Source organism: Paraburkholderia sp. J69-1, from assembly GCF_905220255.1.
GTDB lineage: Bacteria > Pseudomonadota > Gammaproteobacteria > Burkholderiales > Burkholderiaceae > Paraburkholderia.
This window is the reverse complement of the sequence record NZ_CAJMZG010000013.1, coordinates 63,069-81,821: the sequence shown is the minus strand read 5'-3', so window position 1 is coordinate 81,821 and position 18,753 is coordinate 63,069. Positions and strand designations below refer to the sequence as shown.

Here is an 18,753-nt window from a genome sequence, read left to right as displayed (position 1 = left end):
TTTATTGTTCATCGTCGTTTTGAATCGTATGGTCGTGAGTGAATGTCCACGGCATGGCCGTGACGACCATGCGGGACTCCGGCAGATAAAGCGTCGGCGCTGCGTCGCGCTCAGTGGCAATGTAGAAGGCCAAAAACGCCGAACGGCAGCACAAATCGGCAAGCCGCATGCGATATGGGGAAAACCCGCGCTGGTCGGGCGCAATGAAGATTGGGAAGCAGAATGGGTTTTTGACGCCGCCCGCATTGCGCCGCGCCGCCGGTAAAATCACCCGGCTTCATCCGCAATCCGCCCCCAAGGACCCCATCCGATGAAACTCCACCAGTTGCGCGTGCTGCTCGCCCTCGCGCAGCACGGCAGCATGCATGAGGCGTCGCGCAGCCTGCACGTCTCGCAGCCCGCGCTGTCCAAAGCGGTCGCCGAACTCGAGCGCGAACTGGGCGTCACCTTGATCTCCCGTTCCGTGCGCGGCGTGAGCCTCACGAATTACGGGCGCGCGCTCGTCAAGCGCGCGAGCGTCGTCGAGCATGAATTGCGGCACGCGCTGGAAGATATCGAATCGATGCGCGGTCACGCCGAAGCGCAACTGAATATCGGTTTTTCCGCCGTCGCATCGAGCGGCCCGCTGCCCGAAGCCATTGCGGCATTCCGTACGCGTTTTCCGGCCGTGACGATCCGCGCCTATGAGTTGCGTCCGCAACAGATTCAGGAAGGCCTGCGCGAAGGGCATCTGGATCTCGGCCTGATTTCCACCAACAGCGGGCCAGGCACGGCCGCGTTCCAGTGGGAGCCCTTGTTTTCGGTGGGCATGATCGTGGCGGCGCGTCCCGGTCATCCGCTGGGCCGCACCACGCGCATCCGCGCGCTGGCCGAGGCGGAATGGCTCACGCTCGATCCGCTTGACGATCCCGGCAGCCCGCTTGCCAGCCTCATGCGCCTGCACCGGCTGGAGATGCCGCGCAAGGTGGTGCAAAGCGGCTCCAACCTGCTGGGTCTGCAACTGGCCACCAAAACGGATCTCATCAGCGTGTGGTCGGATTTCGTGTTTTATGGCGGCACTGGCCCGCTCAAACTCGATCCCGAAGCGCTCAAGCCACTGCCGATCCGCGACGATCTGCCGGATTACGACGTCTATATGGTGTATCGATCCACCGATCTCATGACGCAGACCTGCCTCGAATTCAGTAAGGAAATCCGCCATCGGGGCCGGCAAATGGTTTCACCCCGCTTGTCCCCTCAGGTCACGCCCGAAACTGCCGCACAAGCCGCCCCGCGTGGCAGAAAGACGTCAAAAGCGTCGAGCGAATCCTCTGGCTAAAACTTTCAAAACTTCCGCTATTTAACATGTGAGTAATAAATTCGTAATTGGGGAGTAATCGTTTGTAACCATAATCCGCCGCCGTGATTTCAGTTTTCTAACGCTCGTTCGCGAGCTCTCACGACGACGGAGCCCCTTGCATGTTCGCTTCACGCACCCGTTTTCCGCTGCGCCTCGCGGTGCTTTCCAGCGTTGCCGCGCTGGCCGCCTGCGGTGGCGGCAACAACAACAATTCGACCACGGCGGCCACGCCGAACCCGCCCGCCGACCCGGGTTTCGTCGATAGCGCGGCCATTCCCGCCGTCCCCGCTTTCGTCGATAACATCGCCACCAACCAGCGCGGCGACGCCCGTTACGCCACGCTCGCCACCAACGCCGGCGTGCGCGTGGGCGCGCGTTTTCTCGACCTCTGGCAGCCGCTCACGCTGCTCGTGGATGCGGGCGTGTCCGCCACCGCGAACGGCTCGTTCCCGGCCGTCACGCAATCGACGTGGACCGGCGTCCCCAACGACGGCACGCCCGGCGGCGCGATCCTGAACAGCACGGTGCTCGGCGCGAACGTGCAATACGTGGTCACCGCCACGACGAACCGCACGCAGACGCAAGCCGACGCGGCCTATTACGACGACCGCCGCGGCAAGGGCTATAGCGTGACCGACGGCATGGGTCCGCTCACCACCGTCTGGCGCACGGCCGCGCAGCAGACCACCAGCATCACCTCGATTCCGGGCGACGCCACCACGACGCTCTACAACGATTCGGGCAACAACATCGGCGTGGGCAGCACGACCAACACGAGCTTCGGCAAGGTCGTCGATCTGCTCAGCACGATGGGCAACAACGCGTCGACGGAACCGGCCAAGCGCTTCTACAAATACGCGCGCCCGTTCCGCTGGAGCAGCAGCGTGGTGGTCGATCCGACGCTCGTCCCGGCGATCAGCACGACGCCCGCAACCGACGGCGGCTTTATCAGCGGTCACGAAGCCGAAGCGATGCGCGACGCCATGACGATGGCGTACCTCGTGCCCGAGCGCTTCCAGGAAATGGCCAGCCGCGGTCTCGAACTCGGCGAAAACCGCATTCTCGCGGGCATGCATTCGCCGCTCGACGTGATCGGCGGGCGGATGTTCGCGCTCGCGGCCACGGCGGCGAATCTCTACGATCCGGCCAACGCCACGCTCAAGAGCGCGGCCTACACGCAAGCGCACGACACGCTCATGCAATTGACCAGCACGAGCGCGACGAACTTCGCCACCTACGCGCATTCGGGCACGACCACGACGGACCGCTTCGCCGACTACGCGACCAACAAGTCCGAATTCGCGCGCCGCATGACCTTCGGCTTCTCGCAGATCGAATCGACCGAAGCGCCGCCGGTGGTGCCCAAGGGCGCCGAAGTGCTGCTCGAAACGCGCTTCCCGTACCTGAGCGCCGACCAGCGCCGCGTCGTGCTGAAGACGACCGAAATCGCTTCGGGCTACCCCGTCATGGACGACGACGAAGGCTGGGGCCGTCTGAACATGTTCGCCGCCGCCGACGGTTATGGCGTGTTCAACGGCAGCGTGACGGTGTCGATGGACGCCACCAAGGGCGGCTTCAATGCAGCCGATACGTGGCGCAACGATATCTCCGGTTCGGGCAAGCTCACGCTGCAAGGCAGCGGCACGCTCAAGCTCGCGGGCAACAACACGTATAGCGGCGGTTCGCAGGTGACGGGCGGCGTGCTCGAAGCCGATTCGGCCAACGCGTTCGGCAGCGGCGACGTGTATGTGGGCGGCGGCGCCGTCGCAATCGCAGCGAGCGCCACGCCGGTGACGGTCACGGGCAAGTACACGCAGCTCGCCGGCACGACGCTGCAACTCGCGCTCGACGGCAACGGCGGCGGGCGTCTGCGCGTGGGCGGCCAGCTCACGATCGCGGGCGGCACGCTGCACGTTTCGTTCGTGAACGGCTATACGCCGAAGGCCGGCGACACGCTCGACCTGATCGACGGCAGCGGCGGTGCGAAGCAGTTCACGACCATCAATGTCGATGGTTTCAAGGCCACGCCGGTGTACACGAACACGGGCGTGTCGGTGAAGCTCTCGGCGTCGTGATTCGCTTGTTTTAAAGCGTAAAAAAGCCCCGGCGCGTCGACACGCCGGGGCTGAGTGCTTGCCACGCTACAGGCAAAAAACGAGCTGCAAGCTCTGCGGGTTTTAAGGGGTGATGACCCAGGCACTCGCGCAGTAATCCTGATGCCCGATGTCGACAGATCTGGATGTAAGCAGCGTCGGGCACTGATGCAATTATTCAATCCGGCCGATGCAGCGTATAGAAGCAGTTGCGCGCGAGCCCATCGCAGCAGCGCGCAAAATGCCGCATGCAGACATGATCCGGACATGAGGATTCCGTAGCAGATTCGTGCGCATCATCGTAGGATGCAGAGTTTTCGACCTGATCGCCGCGCGCCTGCCACCCCGATGCATCGATACGAAACCCTCGCGCACACCATGGCCGAAGAGATCCGCTCCGGCAGCATTCCCGTGGGCGCGCGCATGCCTTCCTTGCGCCACGTGATCGCGCAACATAACGTGAGCCAGGCCACCGCCACGCGTGCGTATTATCTGCTCGAAGAATGGGGGCTTGTGCGCGCGCAGGAGCGCTCCGGCTATTACGTGGCGCCTGGTGCGAGCGTGTCGTCCCCAACGGCTGAACGTGTATCGCTTGCCACGGCTGGCAAGGTCGATATCAGCGATCTCGTGTTTTCAGTGCTCGACGCCGCGCGCGAGCCCGATATCGTGCCGCTCGGTTCCGCGTTCCCCTCGCCGCAACTCTTTCCGCTCGAACGTCTCGCGAAATCGCTCGGCACGGCGGCGCGTCATCTGCATGCGTGGAGCACGGTGGTCGATCTGCCGCCCGGCAACGAGGCGCTGCGCCAGCAGATCGCGCTGCGTTATATGGGCATCGGCATCGCCCAGCCGATGAATGAAATCGTCGTGACCAACGGCGCGCTCGAAGCGCTCAATCTTTGTCTGATGGCCGTCACGCGTCCGGGCGATTGCGTGGCGGTGGAATCGCCCGGTTTTTACGCGGCTTTGCAGGCGATCGAACGGCTCGATCTGCGCGCCGTGCCCATTCGCGTCGATCCCGTCACGGGGCTCGATCTCGATGCGCTCGCGGCGGCGCTGGAGCGTCATCCGATCCGCGCATGCTGGTTCATGACCAACTTCCAGAACCCGACCGGCGTGACGCTCGGCGTCGATAAAAAACGCGCGCTGGTGGAGTTGCTCGCGCGCCACGACGTGCCGCTGATCGAAGACGATGTCTACGGCGAACTGCATTTCGAATCCGACTATCCGCTGCCCGCTCTTGCGTTCGACAAGCACGGCCTCGTCATGCATTGCAGTTCGTTTTCGAAGACGCTTGCGCCGGGATATCGCATCGGCTGGACGGCGGCGGGACGCTACGCGCAGAAAGTGCAGCGCCTCAAGCTGATGTCCACGCTTTCGGCGAGTATTCCCGTGCAGGCCGGGATCGCCGATTATCTGCAGCACGGCAGTTACGACCGCCATCTGCGCAAGGTGCGTGCGGCGCTGCGCGCGCAACTCGTGGAGATGGAGCGCGCGATCCGGCGCTGGCTGCCGCGCGGCGTGCGCTATGCGCGACCAGGCGGCGGCTATTTCGTGTGGCTCGAATTGCCCGAGGCGATCGATGCCATGGCGCTGCACCGGCTTGCGATTGCGGGCGGCGTGAGTCTCGCGCCGGGGCCGATTTTTTCGCCCGAGCATGGCTTTCGCAATTGCATCCGGCTCAACTTCGGCCATCCGTGGAGCGACCGGATCGAAGCGGCCATGCGCGGGCTCGGCAAGCTGCTGACCGATCCTGCGGTGCGTGTGTCGCGTTGAGCCAACGCCAGACTTTTGCCGGGTGTCGTAAGATGGGCTCTCCAATGCTTTCTGGATGAGTCGACAGGTATGCCACTTACGGGACGAGGTGCGAACGCAGCACTGCAGTGCGAGGACGACGCGATGGACTGGTCACGGGTCTGCGCCAGCGATGAGGTTGCGGCGGGTACGGCGCGCGCCGTGACGCTCGGCGCGCTGCGCCTCGTGGTCTGGCGCGATGGCGAAGGCGACGTGCACGTCTGGGACGACCGCTGCCCGCATCGCGGCGACCCGCTTTCGGGCGGCGACGTGAGCGGCGGCCTGCTCACCTGCCCGTCGCACGGCTGGCGCTTCGACGTGAACGGCCAGCAGGTGCGCATGTTGACGGTGGCCTCGCAGCGGACGGCATCGCAGCGCTGCACGAGCGCCAACGATGCCACGGTTCATCCCGCGCGCGAAAGCGACGGCTTTGTCTGGGCCTGCATCGACGCCCTCTCCGCCACGCCCGCTTGACGCCACGTCACGCCACGTAATGCCGCTTCGGATTCCGCGCCGGAATCCGCTTCAGGCGCGCTGCAAAACAAGGCGCGCTTCCAGACCGCCGCCCGCGCGGTTATGCAGCGAAAGCTGCGCGCCCATCGCCACCGCCAGTTGACGCGCGATGGCCAACCCCAGCCCGGTGCCGCCCGTGCCGCGATTTCGCGACGTTTCCAGCCGGTAAAACGGCTCGAACACCGCTTCGAGCGATTCCGCGGGAATGCCCGGCCCACGGTCGAGCACCGAGATCGTCACCTGCCCTTTGAGCGGCCCATCCAGCACCGCGATCTCCGCCGCGCCCGCAAACTTCAGCGCGTTATCGACGAAATTGCCGACGATACGTTTGAGCGCCTGGGCCCGCGTCACCACCGCGAGCGGCGCACCGGCATCGGCGCGTGTTTCGTAACGCACGTCGCTGCCCGCATCGATGTAATCGAACACGAGGCTGTCGAGCAGCGCATCCAGATCGAGCCGCACGGGCACTTCAGCCGCGCCGTGCAGCGTGCGCGCGTAGGTGACGCCTTCCTTCACCAGTTGCTCCATCTCCTGCAGATCCTGGCGGAGTTTCGAGCCCTGGTTATCGTCGTCCATCACGTCCACGCGCAGACGCATGCGTGTGATCGGCGTTTGCAGATCGTGCGAAATGGCCGCGAGAATCTGCATGCGCTCGGCCATATAGCCGGAAATGCGCGCCTGCATCGCGTTGAATGCACGTGCGGCGCGGGCAACTTCGGAGGGACCGTTTTCATCCAGATGCTCGGCCTTGAGGTCGGGGCCGAGTGTATCGGCGGCCTGTGCGAGCGCCTTGAGCGGACGCGTCGCCACGCGCACCGCCAGCCAGCAGCAGAACGCCAGCACCACCAGTTGCACCGCCAGCACCAGCGGCAGCCAGCGCGAAAGCGGCAGCGCATGTTGCGGGCGCACGTCGATCGTGAGCGGCGTGCCGTCGCTCAGATGCAGATGCACCTGGAAGTGTTCGTCGTGGCCGGGAATCGCGTTGGCCGTCATTTCGTAGTGTTTGCCGATGCCTTTCGATATCGCCGATTCGTAGCGTTTCGACAATTGCGCATCGGGCGCGACACCGGGCACGCCCTCGCCCAGCACGAACGCATAGCTGCGCCGCGCGAGCTTCGGCAACCACGCGGCGCGCTCGGCGGCCGGCAGATTGTCGAGCAGCGCAACCGAACTGGCCACTTCGCGCTCGACGTAATCCATCATCATGTTGGCGGTGGTTTCGTCGCGTTCGGTGAGCGTGAGCCAGACCGAAAGCGTCTGCGTGAGCGCGAGTCCCAGACACAGAATCAGCGCGAGCCGCGCGAACAAGGTGCGCGGCCAATGCAGGAAATGGCGCGCCAGGCCTTCGTTGCGGGCCGATGCCTGAGTCACCTGCGGCGCGTGCTGGGTGGCGGCGCTCATGTCAGCCCTTCTTCGATCACATTCACCGACGCCGAGAACACATAGCCCTCGTTGCGCAGCGTCTTGATGTAACGCGGCTCGCGCGCGCCGTCGCGCAGACGCTGCCGCAAGCGGCTCACCAGCAGATCGATCGAGCGGTCGAATGCATCGGCCTGACGCCCCTGCGTGAGATTGAGCAACTGGTCGCGCGTGAGCACGCGCTGCGGATTGTCGAGAAACACGCGCAGCAGGCGATATTCGGCGCCGGAGAGCGCCACGAGCATGCCTTCCTCGTCGAGCAGATGGCGCGCCGTGGTGTCGAGCCGCCATTCGCCGAACGCAAGCATCGTCGCCGTTTCCGTCACCTGCATGCCGGGCGGCAGCATGCGCGTGCGACGCAGCACCGAGCGGATGCGCGCCAGCAGTTCGCGCACGGCGAAGGGCTTGGAGAGGTAATCGTCCGCGCCCATTTCGAGGCCGACGATACGATCCGTTTCTTCGCTGCGCGCCGTGAGCATCAGCACCGGCACAGAGCGAAAACGGCTCGCGCGCAGATCGCGGCAGAGCACGAGACCGTCTTCGCCGGGCATCATCAGGTCGAGCACGATGAGGTCCGGCGCGCCGTTCTCCAGCGCCGCGCGCATCTCGCGGCCATTGGCGGCCACCGACACGCGCATGCCGTTCTTTTCGAGGTAATCCGCAATCAGTTCGCGGATGCCGCGATCGTCGTCGACGATCAGAATGTGGTCGATTTTTTCCATGCGCCGATCATACTCCGCGCTGCGCGAGCCGACGCGCACCGTGCCGCCGGTCGTCATCGCTATCGTTTTCGGGGTCGTTGCTGGCTTCGTTGTTCTCGCGACGCGTCGCCGTGGTCAACGTGCAGACCAGCGGATGCACCGCTTCGTTCGCCAGGCCGCCCGCCAGCAGCGCGAGCATTGCAAACAGCCGCCTCATGCGTCCTCCACCACCGAAAGACTCGCGCCGTCGTTGATGCCCGCTTCAAGCGCATAGACATCCACGCCATCGATGCAACCCAGATTCACGCGCCACAGTCTGGGATCTTTGCGCGTCTGATGAAACGGATAGATGCCACAGTGTTTGCAGAAATAGTGCTTCGCCACCTGCGTGTTGAACTGATAGAGCGTGAGGTCCGCTTCGCCGGTCTTGATCGTGAGTTCGGCGGCGGCGAACGGCGGCGACATCAGCGCGCCCTTGCGACGGCACAGGCTGCAGTTGCAGCGCGAAGCGGGCGCAAGCGCGGTGCGGACTTCGAAGCGTACCGCACCGCAGTGACACGAACCGTGCAGGACTTCGGCGTTCATTCCGGCGCTCATGGTGGTTCTCCTCGATGCATCGTTGGCGATGGAAGCTTTATAGCGCAGCGCCGCCAGCGCTTTGTATCCCAATGTATCTGCCTGTACCGGCGACACAAAATATTGCACGCCGGGCACAAAAACCTGCGGATTTGCGCCGTTCGAAGACGTGTAGCCGATGCCGGAAGCCGGATGCCGCGCCTTCGGCGGTCGAAGATGGTGGACGGGTGGCACATGCACGCGTCGATTTGCCGATCGATGTGACGCGATCGGTGGTGCGCGGGGCGTCTCTCGAAAGCATTGGCGCGACAGGCGCGCCATTTTGTTTCGTTATCCCTGGCGCACTGCGCGCGTAAACTGGCGAAACGGCGCTAATGCGAACGGCGTCAACGCCAGCACTGCTACGCAAAACGCCACCTGGGAAACAAAGAACGTCGCGAACCACTGTCCGTGGCGCGCGACGTAATAGCCGTTGTGCAGCACATCGCTCACGATGATCGCAACGGTCAACGCGAGACCCGCGCGCGGGCGCACGAACAGTAGCAGCGCGGCAAATGGATCGAGCAACGTGAGCAGGCTCCAATAAACCTGGCTTGCGAGCAACGCATCGGCGCCGTAGCCGTAATCCCATAGCAGGCCATGCGCCGCGATGGCGCGCGCGTGATTGAAGGTCCCGGCAAGCAGGCAGAACGCGAACAAGATGCGAATGGCAAGAGAGCGGCGATGCATGTGGCAGCGGGTGGTCTCGTGAGCAGGATTCGCGCGAAGCGTAGCAGAGACATGCAACGGGAGCGGCGCAACGTGCGCGTCGTTCACGCCCAACGCTGGCCATTCGGCCAGCTATTGCGCGCAAACCGGCGTTCATAACATCTTCAGGTCGGACTCGTTCCCGCAGTCCCTTCTGCTTCGCCCACCATTCGCATCCGGACCATGATCGGGCGCAAGGTTACGCCCCTTCCCAAAGTCATGCCGCTTGACGAATGGTTCCAATAATGACACCATTAATCACGAAGACAAGATTCTCGCGCAGATGCGCAGCGAACCCGCCAACGTGCGTTTTCACGATCTCTACAGGATCTGCGAAGTGCACTTCGGCGGCGCCCGGCAGACCGGCACCAGTCACGCGGTGTTCAAGATGCCATGGCCCGGCGACCCGCGCGTGAATATCCAGAACGATCACGGCAAGGCCAAGGTGTATCAGGTGCGCCAGGTCCTCGCCGCAATCAACAAGCTCAAGGAGCTGCAATGATCAAGCATGACCACTTTACGTATCGCATTTCGTGGTCGCCGGAAGATGGCGAGCACGTTGGGCTATGCGCGGAGTTTCCCTCGCTCTCCTGGCTCGATAAATCGCACGAAGGCGCGCTGTTGGGTATCCGCCGGCTGGTGGCCGAAACCGTGAAGGAAATGGAAGCCAGCGGCGAGAAAGTGCCGGACCCTATCGCCGATCGCAAATACAGCGGCGAATTCAAGGTGCGCATTCCGCCTGAAGCGCATCGCGCGCTCGTGATCCAGGCGCACGAACAGGGCGTGAGCCTGAATCGCCTCGCCAGCGCGAAGCTCTGCGCGTAACCGGTCGCGTATGCGTCGTGCGCGCGCTCAGGTCTCGCGTCTGGCTTGATCGAGCCCGCCGCGCGCCATCACCCACACTGCCACTGCCGCCGCCGCGAATCCCGAGGAAGCGCCCACCATCAGCGCCCAGCGCGGTCCGCAATGGTCGGCCACCCAGCCGACAATCGGCGCGCCTATCGGGGTGCCGCCCAGCGCCACGGCCAGCCGGATCGCCATGACGCGCCCGCGCATCGAAGGCTCGGTGGAAAGCTGCATCAGGCTGTTGGTTTCGGTGGTCACCGTGAGCGCCGCCACGCCGATCACCACCAGCGCAGCGCCAAACCAGCCGTAGCCAGGCGCGATTGCCGCCAGCGTGCAGCCCACCCCGAACATCGCCGATGCAACCAGCAGCGAGGCAAAGCGCGGGTTGCTGCGATGCGCGCCGAACAGCGCGCCCGACACCGTGCCCACAGCCATCATCGACGAAAGCAGGCCGTAGCCGCCCGCATCGGCGTGAAAGACGCGCACGGCCATCGTCGAGATAAAGATCGGGAAATTCAGGCCAAACGTGCCGATCAAAAACAGCATCACCACGATCGCCTTCAGATCCGGGCGGCCCCAGACATAGCGAAAGCCCGCCACGAGGCTGCCCTTCGCGGGCTTGGCGCGGGCACGCGTGCGCAGTTCATGCGCGCGCAGGCGCGTGAGCGACACCAGCACGGCGATAAACGACAGCCCGTTGAAAATAAAGGCCCAGCCCGTGCCCACCGAGGCGATCACGATGCCCGCCACGGCCGGCCCGACCATGCGAGCCGCGTTGAAGGAAGTGGAATTGAGCGCGACGGCGTTGGCGAGATCGGCGTCGCCGACCAGTTCGGACACGAAGGTCTGCCGCACCGGCGAATCGAACGCCGTAGTCGTGCCGAACAGAAACGCGAACACGTAGACGTGCCAGAGCTGCACCACGCCGGTCACCGTCAGCAGGCCGAGCGCCAGCGCGAGCGCGCCTTGCATGGCCTGCGTGAACATCAGCAGACGGCGCTGGTCGAGGTGATCGGCGGCGTAGCCCGCCCACGGCAGAAATAGCAACTGCGGCCCGAACTGCAGCCCCATCACGATGCCCACTGCTGCGGCGCTGTGGTGCGTGAGCCCCGTGAGGACCAGCCAGTCCTGCGCGGTGCGCTGCATCCACGTGCCGATATTGGAAACGATCGCGCCCGCCGCCCACACCCGGTAATTGAAGCTGCGCAGCGAGCGGAACATGCCCGCGGAGGAGTCGCTCATGGCCGCCTCCGTTACGACTGCACGAGCCGCTGGAGCAGCGCGATGGCGTGAGCGAGCTGCGTCTGCTCTTCGCGATCCAGGCGCGCCTCGATCGTGCGCGCGAGCCAGTCCTGGCGTGCTGCGCGGCTTTCGCGCATCCAGCTTGCGAAAGCGTCAGTGAGCGACCAGAGCGTCTGGCGGCCATCGGCCGGGTCCGGCGCGCCGGTCAGCAAACCGGCCGATTCGAGCGCGGCGACCACCGTGCCCATCGACTGCGGGCGCATGCCTTCAGCGCGCGCGAGGCTCGATACCGTGGCCGGCCCGTCGCGTTCCAGACGCTGCAGCGTGGCCAGTTGCGATGGCGTGAAGTCTCCGGCGCTCGCCTGTTCGCGCAGGCGCCGCTTGAGTTTGCCGACCAGCGTGCGTAGCTCGCCGGCCAGCGCATCGGCCTGGGCGGAAACGGGTTCGGCGGATGCCGAAGAAGAGGTTTGGGCGGATGTCGGGCGGGAGCTCATCCGCGCATTTTAGGAAATATGAAGCCAAACTGCAAAGCTAAACTTCATATCTGTACGTACCCTGTTTCAAGCGTACGTGCGGCCGGTTGGTCGACTTTCCTGCCCGGAAATGCAAAACCGCCTCCTCGATACCACTCGAGGAGGCGGTTTTGATCGACTGGCGTGACTGGCGTGACTAGTGGATCACACCGCTTTGGCGCGGCGAATCTGCGTAGGTGCGCGGAAGAACTTGCAGGCGGCGTAGTAGACCACCGACGTCAGCACGAGGCCCACGATCCACGAAAGATCGGCACCATTGAGCATTTTGGCGACCGGGCCGGTGTACATATCCGTTGCGACGAACGGCAGTTGAACGACGATCCCGAAGAGGTAGGCGAAGATCGCGACGCCGTTGAAGCGGCCGTACACACCGCCATCGGCGCGGAAGAACGAATCGACGTCGTATTCGCCGTGACACACGAGGTAGTAGTCGATCAGATTCACAGCCGTCCAGGGCACCAGCACATAGAGCAGCAGCAAAATGAAGTTGGTGTATTCGACCAGGAAATTGCTCTGCCCGAACAAGGCGATCATCAGCGAAATGCTGAACAGAATGACCGCCGTGATGGCGCGAGCGCGCGCCTTGGCCTGCCAGTCCGGAAACAGCGTCTGGAAGATCGTGATGGTCGAAAGCGTGCCGCAATAGAGATTCATTGCATTCGTCGCGGCAATACCCACGGAGAGCACGATCACGACGAGCGGCGCAATGCCGTGCGTGACCTTGGTGAGGCCGGTGACGACATCGCCATCGCTGACGAGCAGGCCCACCATTGCGCCCAGAATCATCGGGAAAATCGAGCCCAGCGAGCAACCCCAATAGCTCGACCAGAACGCGGTGCGTGCGCCGGTTTCTTCAGGCATGTAACGCGAGTAGTCCGACACATAGGGTGCGTAAGCGATCTGCCAGAGCGCCGCCACCGAGATCGTGCCGAGAAAGCCCGTGAGATTGGCGCTGTTCTTCGTGAAGAAATCGGCGGGCAGGCCGTGCACGAAGATAATCCATGCGAAGGTCAGCACGAGCACCAGCCCCGAAAGCCAGGTCATGAGGCGCGTATAGGCGTGAATCAGGTTGTAGCCGAAGATCGTCGCGACAAGACTCAACGCACCGACCCCCAGCACGCCGTTATTGACCGTGACGGCCGGCGTCAGACTGGCGAGCGCCTGACCGCCAAGCACGAGATTCGACGCGAAAAAACCCAGATACATGATCACGACGAGCGCCACCACCAGCAGCGAGCCGATCGAACCAAACTGGCCGCGCGTCTGAACCATTTGTGGCACGCCGAGTTGCGGGCCCTGTGCGGAATGCAGCGCCATGAAAATCGCGCCCACCAGCGTGCCGATCACGATACCCAGCACGCCCCACCAGAACGGTTGCTTGAACACGGTGACGGCCAGCGCGCCAGTCACGATCGTCAGCATCATGATGTTCGAGCCGAACCAGATCGTGAACAGATCGCTGGCCTTGCCGTGGCGCTCGGAGCGCGGAATGCGCTGAATAGTGCTTTGCTCCAGATGGGCAATCGTATCTTCGGCCATGGGGTCTCCTTCTGAGTGGCGCAGTTCGATAACAGCGACACTGTTCAACAACAAAAAGCGCGACGAAAGAACGAAATAGCTTGCCCTTGCATAGCTTTTTTCTTGTTAAACAATCTGGTGCATAACCGCACATAGGCGAAAGCCGTTATGCACCACGAAAGCGCAACTTTCAGCCGATCGCGGCCGGCGCAGCCTCGCTGGGCGCGTGCTGGCGACCCAGAATCATGTCGGCCGCTTTCTCGCCGATCATGATGCAAGGCGCGTTGGTATTGCCGCTGATCAGGATGGGCATGATCGAGGCATCCGCGATACGCAGCCCTTCGATTCCGTTCACCTTCAGGCTTGCGGGATCGACGACACTCATCGCATCCACGCCCATCTTGCAGGTGCCGACCGGATGAAACACGGTGGCCCCGTACTCGCGGATATAGGCCCAGAGTTGTTCGTCGGTCTGCACTGCTGCGCCCGGCAGCATTTCCTTGCCGCGAATTGCGTCGAATGCCGGATCGGCGAGAATTTTGCGCGCGAGCTTCAGGCCTTCCACCAGCACGCGGCCATCTTCGGGATTCGAAAGGAAATTGAAGTCGATCACGAGTTGGCCCTCGCGATTCAGCGTCACCTCGCCGATGCTTTTCGGACGCAGCACGCAGGTATGCACCGCGTAGCCGTGACCCCATTCGAACAGGCGGCCGCGATGGCTGCGATAACCGGGCACGAAATGGAACTGCACATCGGGCAGATCGGCCGATAGCGGCGTGCGCGCGAAGCCGCCCGCTTCGACGTAATTGGTCGTGAGCCAGCCTTTCTGCCCGAACACATAGCGCAGCGGCGCGGCAATCACATTGGGCAGCGCACCGAGCGAGAAACCCAGCGTTTTCGTGCTGTTCGAACGAACCGTGATCAGGCCGTCGAGATGGTCCTGCAGATTCTTGCCCACCCCCGGCAGATCGTGGCGAACCTCGACTCCGGCCTGTTCGAGCGCCGCTTTCGGCCCGATGCCGGAGGCCAGCATCAGTTGCGGCGTACCCAGCGCGCCAGCGCTCAGAATGACTTCCCGGCGCGCGACGATCGCCTTCGCGACGCCGTTGGCAACAACGTTCACGCCCTTCGCCACCTTGTTTTCGAGGATGATCGATCGCACCGCACAATCGGTGAGGACCGTCAGGTTCGCACGCTGACGAACTGGCGCGACGAAGGCGCGATAGCTCGACAGGCGTTTGGCGTCTTTCTGGGTGACGTTATAGATGCCGCAGCCTTCGAACGCCCGGCCGTTGAAATCCGTGTTGCGCCGGATGCCAACACGCTCCGCCGCCTTCACGAACAGGCTGGAGACCGGGTTGGGATCGCGCGGCACATCCACGTGAAGCTCGCCCTTCGTGCCATGCAGGCTGGGGTCTTGACCCAACCGGTTATTCTCGGACTTGCGGAAATACGGCAGCACGTCTTTCCAGCCCCAACCGGCGCAGCCGGCCGCTTCCCATTTGTCGTAGTCGCTCGCATGACCGCGAATGTAGATCATGCTGTTCATCGAGCTAGAACCGCCCAGCGCCTTGCCGCGCGGCGTGTGCAGGCTGCGATTGTTCAGGTTCTTCTGGGGCGCCGAGAAAAAATTCCAGCTGTACTTTTTGCTTTTGTAGAGCGTTATGGTGCCGGCGGGCGTCTGAATCCGCACGTTGTTGTCGTGACTGCCCGCTTCGATCAGGCACACGCTCACACCCGGGTCCTGGCTCAAGCGGTTCGCCAGCACGCAACCCGACGAGCCCGCACCCACGATCACATAGTCGAAGGCGTCCGTCATATCGATAGAAGTGGTCTCACCTGGCATGCTTTTTCCTCGTTTGAGCCGCACGGCCGGAGCGGCCGTTGCTGGATGCCAGATTTTCGGCAGCACAAAAAAATAGCGAAATGAGGTTTTTTGTGGTCGCTGGCAAGGAAAAAGCTCGCTCGAGAGGAGCGCTCGATGCGACGGGTGTGATGGCTGCGCGCGTGCGGCGTCGCCAGGAGAGCGGCACACCATGCCGCGAGTCCTGGGAGGAATCGATTACTCAGTTATCCAGATCAATGACAGCGCCGTAAAGCCGTCGAAGAACAATTATGGTGCGGCTTTTTCGATCAATGTGTGCAGGCGCGCCTTCGACCGGGGATCGAGCTGGTGCATTTCGCAGCCCACACGGGTCCAGCCTCGTTCGTGATCTTCCGAGACCCATCGAACGTCGAGGTATACCGCAACCACGATCTCGTCTTCGTCGTCGATTGCCGAGGACTGCAGCCAGCCCGACACGGTTTCGCCGCGAGAAAACAGGCCATTGCGCGCGTGCAGAAGCGCCCCGTTCGAGCTCAGGTCGGCGACCTGTGCGAGCGCCCGGCCATCCTTGTTCAGCAGCAGTGGTGCGAACAACATCGGTGTGCGGACGTCCCGCCGCAAATCCATTTCACTTGCCATGTGAATAACACCCGTTTCTCGTGATTTATTTTTATCGGCTGATCGCTTTCACGGACTTGTTAAAGTGCAGCCCCGAATTCCGTGTAAAGGAAACGCTGATGCAATTACGATGCCAGGCGTGGATTGTAACGTGCCAGCAAGAAGTCGCGCACTAACAATTAGTGCCATGCCACGCGCATTTTCGTAATTCGCAGGAAACGGGCAAACCAACGGGCAAACCATTTGGCGTGAATCGGCTGCAATGTAATGAACTGAAATGCAGCGGGATTGGGATCATGAAATGCGCTGAAAGGGTTATGCATCGGCACAACTTTTTTCAGGAGAGCGACGATGAAACACGCCATTTCACAACGCGCCACGCTCTGGCTGATTACCGCAATCGTTTGCACCTCGACTGCCGTATCGATTAGCGGCTGCAAGCGCGCGAGCGAAGGCGAACATCCGCAGACCGAGTCCGCCAGCGACAGCGATACCGGAAATCGCTTGAAGGCGATGGCATCCGCAGTCAGTCCCGCCATCAGTCCGGTCACGCCGCGCGAAAATCCGCCGCACGCCAATTCGAGTCCTTGAACAGAGGCGTCAACTTACCCCCGCGTTGATTCCTGAACGTCGATCTTCTGCGCAAGCGTTTGCGCCATGAACCGAGCGGCAATCCGAACCGGCCGGTTGAGATCTACTTGCGCCCGCACGCCCCGCTCCGGTCCCGGAATCGGATTCGAATTCGGTCTCGGATCCGGTCAAACATGGCCCTCATTAAAACCACTCAAATTCATCGAGCGCCTGCCGTTAACCGGTTAGTTACCCCGCACCCATTCGACGCGTCGTGGCTTTGAAAGCCCGGCGCAAGCGATCGAATCGTCAGGGCTCGGCCTGGAATCAGCGGAACTGGCAACCCGCAAACATCAGCACGCGCCTGGCCGCGTAACGTGTGACGGAACACCCCTTCTCATGCTTGTGAAACGACTCTGCACCGCGCTGTTCGCGGTCGCACTCACGACGGCGCTCGCGCCCATTTGCGAAGCGCAATATTCAACGGACTGGCTGGCCAATAGCTTCGGCACCAATGCCACACGCGTGGGCAACGTGGCGCGCTCGATGTGGGTCGCGCCCGAAGGCGTGATTTATACCTCGTCGATGTGGGACGAAAACGAAGGCGGCGTCGCGCTCTATCAGAACGGCCAGAGCATCGGCTCGATCGGCGGACATAGCGATTTTCAGGGCGGCGCGATCACCGGCAATGCGACGTCGCTATTCGTCGCCATGCAGTTCAACAGCGCCTACGGCAGCGGCAAGGTCGGCCGCTACAACCGCACGAGCCGTGCGCGCGATCTGCTTGTCAGCGTGAGCAACACGACGACCGAGCGTCTGGCCGATGTCGTCACCGGTCTCGCTACTTCGGGTTCACTGCTGTATGCGAGCGATTTCCCGGGCAATCGCGTGCGCGTGTTCAGCACCGCAGGCGTATGGCAACGCGATATCAGCCTGGCGGGTCCAGGCGCACTGGCTATCGATGCCGCGGGCAATCTCTGGGCCGCGCAAAAGAGCACCGGCAGCGTGGTCGAATTCGGCCCGAACGGCGAAAAGCGCAATACGATTTCACTCGGCGCAACGGCGCGGCCTTCGTCGCTCTATTTCGATTCGCAGACCGCGCAATTGATGATCGGCGATTCCGGCCCGGACATGAATATCAAGCTGTACAACGTCGCAGGCGTGCCGTTTGCGACCGGCACGTTCGGCGTCAAGGGCGGCTATCTCAACACGGCGACGGGCCTCAAAGGTCAGGTGGGCGACAAGCGCTTCACGCGCGTGGATGGTATCGGCAAGGATTCGGCCGGCACGCTTTACGTGCTGAATAATCCGTGGGGCGGTTCGTGGGATCTCGGCCGCGACGGCGGCACCGATATTCACGCCTACGATGGCAGCGGCAATCTGCGCTGGAAATTGCAGTCGCTGAATTTCGAGGGCAACGGCGCGCCCGACGCAGGCACGGACGGCGCACTCTTCTACGGCGGCACCCATCTCTATACCGGCACGGCGGGCGGCACCTTCGTCGCCAATACGGTCGATCCCATTACGTACCCGTCCGACCCACGCATCAATCTCGCCGATCACGAACGCGGCGAGCATTTCGCGCAACTCGCGTATGTGAACGGCCATCGCATTCTGGTCGCAGCGAGCCAGAATCCCGATACGTTCTACTTCTTCCATTTCAACGCGCAGAGCGGCTATATCGCCATTCCCGACGCAACGCTGCCCGGCACCGCATTCAACACTACGGCCCGCGTTCGCGACGGCTTCTGTCTCGACAGCAAAGGCGATATCTGGGCCGGACTCGACAAGACCAACACCATTTCGCACTATCCGTTGACGGGTTTCGACGCAAACGGCAAACCGTCATGGGGCACGCCGAAAACATGGCCTATTCCTAAGACAATTGCGCAACTCACTCGCATCATCTATCTGCCCGAAAGCGACACGCTGATACTCGCGCAAGGCATCAGCGGCAATAGCGACTGGACGGCGATAGGTTCGCGCGTGGAGGTGTATCACGGCTGGCTCGCGGGCAATACAACAAAGCCCGATCCGGTGATTACGATTTCGGCGGCGAACGCTAAATCGATTGCAGCCAGCGGCAATGAACTCTTCGTGGGCTATGTGCATACGGTGCCCAATATCGACGCATTCAATCTCACGACCGGCAAGCTCGATACGACGTTCACCAATAGCCGTCCCAGCACGGTGTACGTGGGCAATGACGTCGATTCGATGTACGGCCTGCGTTCGTACCGGCGCGCGAATGGCGAATATGTTGTGACGAAAGACAATTACAACGGTTCGAATCTCGTGGTGTATCGCTGGACGCCTGCGGTCGCTGCAAGCTCGACAACATCGACAACATCGACAACATCGACCGCCGTCATCAATGCGATGCTCGCATCGCCTTTCGGTTCGAAATAAGCGCAAACCGGCC

Annotated in this window: 19 protein-coding genes; 7 read left to right on the top strand and 12 right to left on the bottom strand. The window is 62.7% G+C overall.

The window, feature by feature from the left end:
- Window position 1: 1 nt before the first annotated feature.
- A complete protein-coding gene (locus tag U5A67_RS23460; RefSeq protein ID WP_321816058.1) occupies window positions 2-271 on the bottom strand; it encodes a hypothetical protein in 270 nt (89 codons plus the stop codon).
- A 39-nt stretch (window positions 272-310) separates the two neighbouring features.
- On the opposite strand from U5A67_RS23460, the gene U5A67_RS23455 reads away from it, so the two are divergent.
- From U5A67_RS23455 to U5A67_RS23440, 4 genes are all read left to right on the top strand, one after another.
- A complete protein-coding gene (locus tag U5A67_RS23455) occupies window positions 311-1,318 on the top strand; it encodes a LysR substrate-binding domain-containing protein (protein ID WP_321816057.1) in 1,008 nt (335 codons plus the stop codon).
- A gap of 140 nt (window positions 1,319-1,458) precedes the next feature.
- Complete coding sequence (locus tag U5A67_RS23450; protein WP_205986002.1) at window positions 1,459-3,414, top strand: acid phosphatase; 1,956 nt, start codon at window positions 1,459-1,461, stop codon at window positions 3,412-3,414.
- A 366-nt stretch (window positions 3,415-3,780) separates the two neighbouring features.
- On the top strand, window positions 3,781-5,205 hold the full coding sequence (locus U5A67_RS23445; protein WP_321816056.1) for a PLP-dependent aminotransferase family protein: 1,425 nt from the start codon (window positions 3,781-3,783) through the stop codon (window positions 5,203-5,205).
- Window positions 5,206-5,328: 123 nt separating this feature from the next.
- Window positions 5,329-5,697 (top strand): Rieske 2Fe-2S domain-containing protein, encoded by a 369-nt coding sequence (locus U5A67_RS23440; RefSeq protein ID WP_205986000.1) that lies wholly within the window; start codon window positions 5,329-5,331, stop codon window positions 5,695-5,697.
- Window positions 5,698-5,748: 51 nt separating this feature from the next.
- Here U5A67_RS23440 and U5A67_RS23435 read toward each other — a convergent pair whose 3' ends face one another.
- The 5 genes from U5A67_RS23435 to U5A67_RS23415 all read right to left on the bottom strand — a co-directional run bounded on the left by U5A67_RS23435 (window position 5,749) and on the right by U5A67_RS23415 (window position 9,161).
- A complete protein-coding gene (locus U5A67_RS23435) occupies window positions 5,749-7,137 on the bottom strand; it encodes an ATP-binding protein (protein WP_205985999.1) in 1,389 nt (462 codons plus the stop codon).
- Window positions 7,134-7,877, bottom strand: coding sequence for a response regulator (locus tag U5A67_RS23430; protein ID WP_321816055.1), 744 nt, complete (start codon window positions 7,875-7,877; stop codon window positions 7,134-7,136). The genes U5A67_RS23435 and U5A67_RS23430 overlap by 4 nt, the downstream gene beginning before the upstream one ends.
- 7 nt (window positions 7,878-7,884) lie before the next feature.
- Window positions 7,885-8,073, bottom strand: a complete 189-nt coding sequence (locus tag U5A67_RS23425) for a hypothetical protein (protein WP_205985997.1) — start codon at window positions 8,071-8,073, stop codon at window positions 7,885-7,887.
- Window positions 8,070-8,441 (bottom strand): GFA family protein, encoded by a 372-nt coding sequence (locus U5A67_RS23420; protein ID WP_321816176.1) that lies wholly within the window; start codon window positions 8,439-8,441, stop codon window positions 8,070-8,072. The genes U5A67_RS23425 and U5A67_RS23420 overlap by 4 nt, the downstream gene beginning before the upstream one ends.
- Before the next feature lie 321 nt (window positions 8,442-8,762).
- Complete coding sequence (locus tag U5A67_RS23415; RefSeq protein WP_321816054.1) at window positions 8,763-9,161, bottom strand: hypothetical protein; 399 nt, start codon at window positions 9,159-9,161, stop codon at window positions 8,763-8,765.
- Between the two features lie 244 nt (window positions 9,162-9,405).
- Between U5A67_RS23415 and U5A67_RS23410 the strand changes: the two genes are divergently transcribed.
- Window positions 9,406-9,681: a toxin HicA gene (locus tag U5A67_RS23410; RefSeq protein ID WP_321816053.1), complete on the top strand. Its 276-nt coding sequence runs from the start codon at window positions 9,406-9,408 to the stop codon at window positions 9,679-9,681.
- Window positions 9,681-10,004 (top strand): type II toxin-antitoxin system HicB family antitoxin, encoded by a 324-nt coding sequence (locus U5A67_RS23405; protein WP_321816175.1) that lies wholly within the window; start codon window positions 9,681-9,683, stop codon window positions 10,002-10,004. Before U5A67_RS23410 ends, U5A67_RS23405 begins: the two co-directional genes overlap by 1 nt.
- Window positions 10,005-10,031: 27 nt before the next feature.
- Here U5A67_RS23405 and U5A67_RS23400 read toward each other — a convergent pair whose 3' ends face one another.
- From U5A67_RS23400 to U5A67_RS23375, 6 genes are all read right to left on the bottom strand, one after another.
- Window positions 10,032-11,267: an MFS transporter gene (locus U5A67_RS23400; protein WP_321816052.1), complete on the bottom strand. Its 1,236-nt coding sequence runs from the start codon at window positions 11,265-11,267 to the stop codon at window positions 10,032-10,034.
- Window positions 11,268-11,278: 11 nt separating this feature from the next.
- Window positions 11,279-11,761 (bottom strand): MarR family winged helix-turn-helix transcriptional regulator, encoded by a 483-nt coding sequence (locus U5A67_RS23395; RefSeq protein WP_321816051.1) that lies wholly within the window; start codon window positions 11,759-11,761, stop codon window positions 11,279-11,281.
- Between the two features lie 183 nt (window positions 11,762-11,944).
- Window positions 11,945-13,339, bottom strand: coding sequence for a purine-cytosine permease family protein (locus U5A67_RS23390; RefSeq protein ID WP_321816050.1), 1,395 nt, complete (start codon window positions 13,337-13,339; stop codon window positions 11,945-11,947).
- A 169-nt stretch (window positions 13,340-13,508) separates the two neighbouring features.
- Window positions 13,509-15,164, bottom strand: coding sequence for a GMC family oxidoreductase (locus U5A67_RS23385; RefSeq protein ID WP_321816049.1), 1,656 nt, complete (start codon window positions 15,162-15,164; stop codon window positions 13,509-13,511).
- Between the two features lie 267 nt (window positions 15,165-15,431).
- The gene (locus U5A67_RS23380; RefSeq protein WP_205985991.1) at window positions 15,432-15,782 is read right to left on the bottom strand and encodes a PilZ domain-containing protein; all 351 of its coding nucleotides are present in this window, start codon (window positions 15,780-15,782) and stop codon (window positions 15,432-15,434) included.
- A 158-nt stretch (window positions 15,783-15,940) separates the two neighbouring features.
- Window positions 15,941-16,312, bottom strand: a complete 372-nt coding sequence (locus tag U5A67_RS23375) for a hypothetical protein (RefSeq protein ID WP_321816048.1) — start codon at window positions 16,310-16,312, stop codon at window positions 15,941-15,943.
- Window positions 16,313-16,730: 418 nt separating this feature from the next.
- On the opposite strand from U5A67_RS23375, the gene U5A67_RS23370 reads away from it, so the two are divergent.
- Complete coding sequence (locus U5A67_RS23370; protein WP_321816047.1) at window positions 16,731-18,740, top strand: SMP-30/gluconolactonase/LRE family protein; 2,010 nt, start codon at window positions 16,731-16,733, stop codon at window positions 18,738-18,740.
- The last annotated feature ends 13 nt before the right edge of the window (window positions 18,741-18,753 follow it).

Coding starts and splice junctions, on each gene's coding strand:
- U5A67_RS23395 (WP_321816051.1), bottom strand. CDS start 11,761: ATGAGCTCCCGCCCGACATCCGCCCAAACCTCTTCTTCGGCATCCGCC.
- U5A67_RS23445 (WP_321816056.1), top strand. CDS start 3,781: ATGCATCGATACGAAACCCTCGCGCACACCATGGCCGAAGAGATCCGC.
- U5A67_RS23440 (WP_205986000.1), top strand. CDS start 5,329: ATGGACTGGTCACGGGTCTGCGCCAGCGATGAGGTTGCGGCGGGTACG.
- U5A67_RS23385 (WP_321816049.1), bottom strand. CDS start 15,164: ATGCCAGGTGAGACCACTTCTATCGATATGACGGACGCCTTCGACTAT.
- U5A67_RS23435 (WP_205985999.1), bottom strand. CDS start 7,137: ATGAGCGCCGCCACCCAGCACGCGCCGCAGGTGACTCAGGCATCGGCC.
- U5A67_RS23415 (WP_321816054.1), bottom strand. CDS start 9,161: ATGCATCGCCGCTCTCTTGCCATTCGCATCTTGTTCGCGTTCTGCCTG.
- U5A67_RS23380 (WP_205985991.1), bottom strand. CDS start 15,782: ATGGCAAGTGAAATGGATTTGCGGCGGGACGTCCGCACACCGATGTTG.
- U5A67_RS23455 (WP_321816057.1), top strand. CDS start 311: ATGAAACTCCACCAGTTGCGCGTGCTGCTCGCCCTCGCGCAGCACGGC.
- U5A67_RS23430 (WP_321816055.1), bottom strand. CDS start 7,877: ATGGAAAAAATCGACCACATTCTGATCGTCGACGACGATCGCGGCATC.
- U5A67_RS23450 (WP_205986002.1), top strand. CDS start 1,459: ATGTTCGCTTCACGCACCCGTTTTCCGCTGCGCCTCGCGGTGCTTTCC.
- U5A67_RS23370 (WP_321816047.1), top strand. CDS start 16,731: ATGCTTGTGAAACGACTCTGCACCGCGCTGTTCGCGGTCGCACTCACG.
- U5A67_RS23400 (WP_321816052.1), bottom strand. CDS start 11,267: ATGAGCGACTCCTCCGCGGGCATGTTCCGCTCGCTGCGCAGCTTCAAT.
- U5A67_RS23420 (WP_321816176.1), bottom strand. CDS start 8,441: ATGAACGCCGAAGTCCTGCACGGTTCGTGTCACTGCGGTGCGGTACGC.
- U5A67_RS23390 (WP_321816050.1), bottom strand. CDS start 13,339: ATGGCCGAAGATACGATTGCCCATCTGGAGCAAAGCACTATTCAGCGC.
- U5A67_RS23425 (WP_205985997.1), bottom strand. CDS start 8,073: ATGAGGCGGCTGTTTGCAATGCTCGCGCTGCTGGCGGGCGGCCTGGCG.